Raw genomic sequence first — 3,466 nt, forward strand, 5'->3', positions numbered from 1 at the left:
GGGAAGGCGTGGGACCACCTCGCTATGGCCACCAGACATAAACTGTCACAAATCAAAGAAGCCTACGCTGAGTTTTGGTTATTTTCTCAGCCTGGTAGAAGATTTCGTATTCTGTATCGCGTTTCCGCTTGCGCTCTGCCATCCCGGCAAAGCCACTCAAATGATAGGATCAAGCCTCACGAGCAATTAGTATCGGTTAGCTTAACGCCTCACAGCGCTTCCACACCCGACCTATCAACGTCCTGGTCTCGAACGACTCTTCAGGGACCTCAAGGGCCCAGGGAAGTCTCATCTTCAGGCAAGTTTCCCGCTTAGATGCTTTCAGCGGTTATCTCTTCCGAACTTAGCTACCCGGCAATGCGACTGGCGTCACAACCGGTACACCAGAGGTTCGTCCACTCCGGTCCTCTCGTACTAGGAGCAGCCCCCGTCAAACTTCCAACGCCCACTGCAGATAGGGACCAAACTGTCTCACGACGTTTTGAACCCAGCTCACGTACCACTTTAAATGGCGAACAGCCATACCCTTGGGACCGGCTACAGCCCCAGGATGTGATGAGCCGACATCGAGGTGCCAAACTCCGCCGTCGATGTGAACTCTTGGGCGGAATCAGCCTGTTATCCCCGGAGTACCTTTTATCCGTTGAGCGATGGCCCTTCCATTCAGAACCACCGGATCACTATGTCCTGCTTTCGCACCTGCTCGACTTGTCGGTCTCGCAGTTAAGCTACCTTTTGCCATTGCACTATCAGCACGATTTCCGACCGTACCTAGGTAACCTTCGAACTCCTCCGTTACACTTTGGGAGGAGACCGCCCCAGTCAAACTGCCTACCATGCACTGTCCCCGATCCGGATCACGGACCAAGGTTAGAACCTCAAACACACCAGGGTGGTATTTCAAGGACGGCTCCATGAGAACTAGCGTTCCCACTTCATAGCCTCCCACCTATCCTACACAAGTCTGTTCAAAGTCCAATGCAAAGCTACAGTAAAGGTTCACGGGGTCTTTCCGTCTAGCAGCGGGTAGATTGCATCTTCACAAACATTTCAACTTCGCTGAGTCTCAGGAGGAGACAGTGTGGCCATCGTTACGCCATTCGTGCGGGTCGGAACTTACCCGACAAGGAATTTCGCTACCTTAGGACCGTTATAGTTACGGCCGCCGTTTACTGGGACTTCAGTCAAGAGCTTGCACCCCATCATTTAATCTTCCAGCACCGGGCAGGCGTCACTCCGTATACGTCCACTTTCGTGTTGGCACAGAGCTGTGTTTTTGATAAACAGTCGCAGCCACCTATTCTCTGCGACCTCTGCACGCTTCGTGAGCAAGTCACTACACACGCAGAGGCATACCTTCTCCCGAAGTTACGGTATCAATTTGCCGAGTTCCTTCTCCTGAGTTCTCTCAAGCGCCTTAGAATTCTCATCCTGCCCACCTGTGTCGGTTTGCGGTACGGTTCTTATGCAGCTGAAGCTTAGTGGCTTTTCCTGGAAGCGTGGTATCAGTCACTTCAGTTCCGTAGAACCTCGTTATCACCTCTCGACCTTAAGGTGCAGCGGATTTGCCTACCGCACCAGCCTACCGGCTTGAACCAACTATTCCAACAGTTGGCTGACCTAACCTTCTCCGTCCCCACATCGCACTGCATAAAAGTACGGGAATTTTAACCCGTTTCCCATCGACTACGCTTTTCAGCCTCGCCTTAGGGGCCGACTCACCCTACGCCGATGAACGTTGCGTAGGAAACCTTGGGCTTTCGGCGAGGGGGCTTTTCACCCCCTTTATCGCTACTCATGTCAGCATTCGCACTTCTGATATCTCCAGCAGGGTTTACACCACCACCTTCACAGACCTACAGAACGCTCCCCTACCACGGACACATTTGACTGTGCCCATCCGCAGCTTCGGTTATCAGTTTGAGCCCCGTTACATCTTCCGCGCAGGACGACTCGACCAGTGAGCTATTACGCTTTCTTTAAATGATGGCTGCTTCTAAGCCAACATCCTGGCTGTCTATGCCTTCCCACCTCGTTTACCACTTAACTGATCATTTGGGACCTTAGCTGGCGGTCTGGGTTGTTTCCCTCTTGACGATGGACGTTAGCACCCACCGTCTGTCTCCCATGCTTGCACTTTCCGGTATTCAGAGTTTGCCATGGTTTGGTAAATCGCAATGACCCCCTAGCCATAACAGTGCTTTACCCCCGGAAGTGATACATGAGGCACTACCTAAATAGTTTTCGGGGAGAACCAGCTATCTCCGAGTTTGTTTAGCCTTTCACCCCTATCCACAGCTCATCCCCTAGTTTTGCAACACTAGTGGGTTCGGACCTCCAGTGCGTGTTACCGCACCTTCATCCTGGCCATGGATAGATCACTCGGTTTCGGGTCTACACCCAGCGACTAAGACGCCCTATTCGGACTCGGTTTCCCTACGCCTCCCCTATTCGGTTAAGCTTGCCACTGAATGTAAGTCGCTGACCCATTATACAAAAGGTACGCAGTCACCCGTTTCCAGGCTCCCACTGTTTGTATGCATCCGGTTTCAGGTTCTATTTCACTCCCCTCCCGGGGTTCTTTTCGCCTTTCCCTCACGGTACTGGTTCACTATCGGTCGATCACGAGTATTTAGCCTTGGAGGATGGTCCCCCCATATTCAGACAGGATTTCGCGTGTCCCGCCCTACTTCTCGTACGCCTAGTTCTTGAAATGTCTTTTCGTGTACGGGGCTATCACCCACTACGGCAGGCCTTTCCAGGACCTTTCCACTAAAACAATCCATAACACGTACAGGCTCTTCCGCGTTCGCTCGCCACTACTTACGGAATCTCGGTTGATTTCTTTTCCTCGGGGTACTTAGATGTTTCAGTTCTCCCGGTTCGCTCTACCTGCCCTATATATTCAGGCAGGAGTACTCCTTGCGGAGTGGGTTTCCCCATTCGGATATCAGTGGATCAAAGCTTCATTGCCAGCTCCCCACTGCTTTTCGCAGGCTTGCACGTCCTTCATCGCCTGTGATCGCCAAGGCATCCACCAGATGCACTTATTCACTTGACCCTATCATTTCAGTTGCCTTACTTTGATAACATCGAGTTTGCGTGACCTGTCTCTCGACAGGCCGCGATACAATCTTCTACCCAAGTCGACGATTTGTTATGACCAGAATTAACTGGCCACTTCATCTCGCCGCTTGTATTTCGGCTTCTTCAATTTGTTAAAGATCGGGCGTTTTACAACGCAAACAGAAATTCACAGGCTGTCGCCTATGCACTTTTGTTTGCATTGGATGGTGGAGGATGACGGGATCGAACCGACGACCCCCTGCTTGCAAAGCAGGTGCTCTCCCAACTGAGCTAATCCCCCAAAGGGTACACTGGTGGGTCTGGTTGGACTCGAACCAACGACCCCCGCGTTATCAACACGGTGCTCTAACCAGCTGAGCTACAAACCCAGTCTTGCTAC

2 tRNA genes and 1 rRNA gene are annotated in these 3,466 nt (G+C 52.0%); all 3 read right to left on the reverse strand.

The features are described from left to right. Nucleotides 1–165: 165 nt before the first annotated feature. Nucleotides 166–3,061, reverse strand: a 23S ribosomal RNA gene (locus tag PQU89_RS17095). A gap of 230 nt (nucleotides 3,062–3,291) precedes the next feature. Further along, nucleotides 3,292–3,367: transfer RNA gene (locus PQU89_RS17100), tRNA-Ala, on the reverse strand. A gap of 11 nt (nucleotides 3,368–3,378) precedes the next feature. Then, nucleotides 3,379–3,455, reverse strand: a tRNA-Ile gene (locus PQU89_RS17105). Nucleotides 3,456–3,466 lie beyond the last annotated feature (11 nt).

Origin of the sequence: Vogesella indigofera (genome assembly GCF_028548395.1) — a bacterium.
In the GTDB taxonomy this organism is placed as follows: domain Bacteria; phylum Pseudomonadota; class Gammaproteobacteria; order Burkholderiales; family Chromobacteriaceae; genus Vogesella; species Vogesella indigofera_A.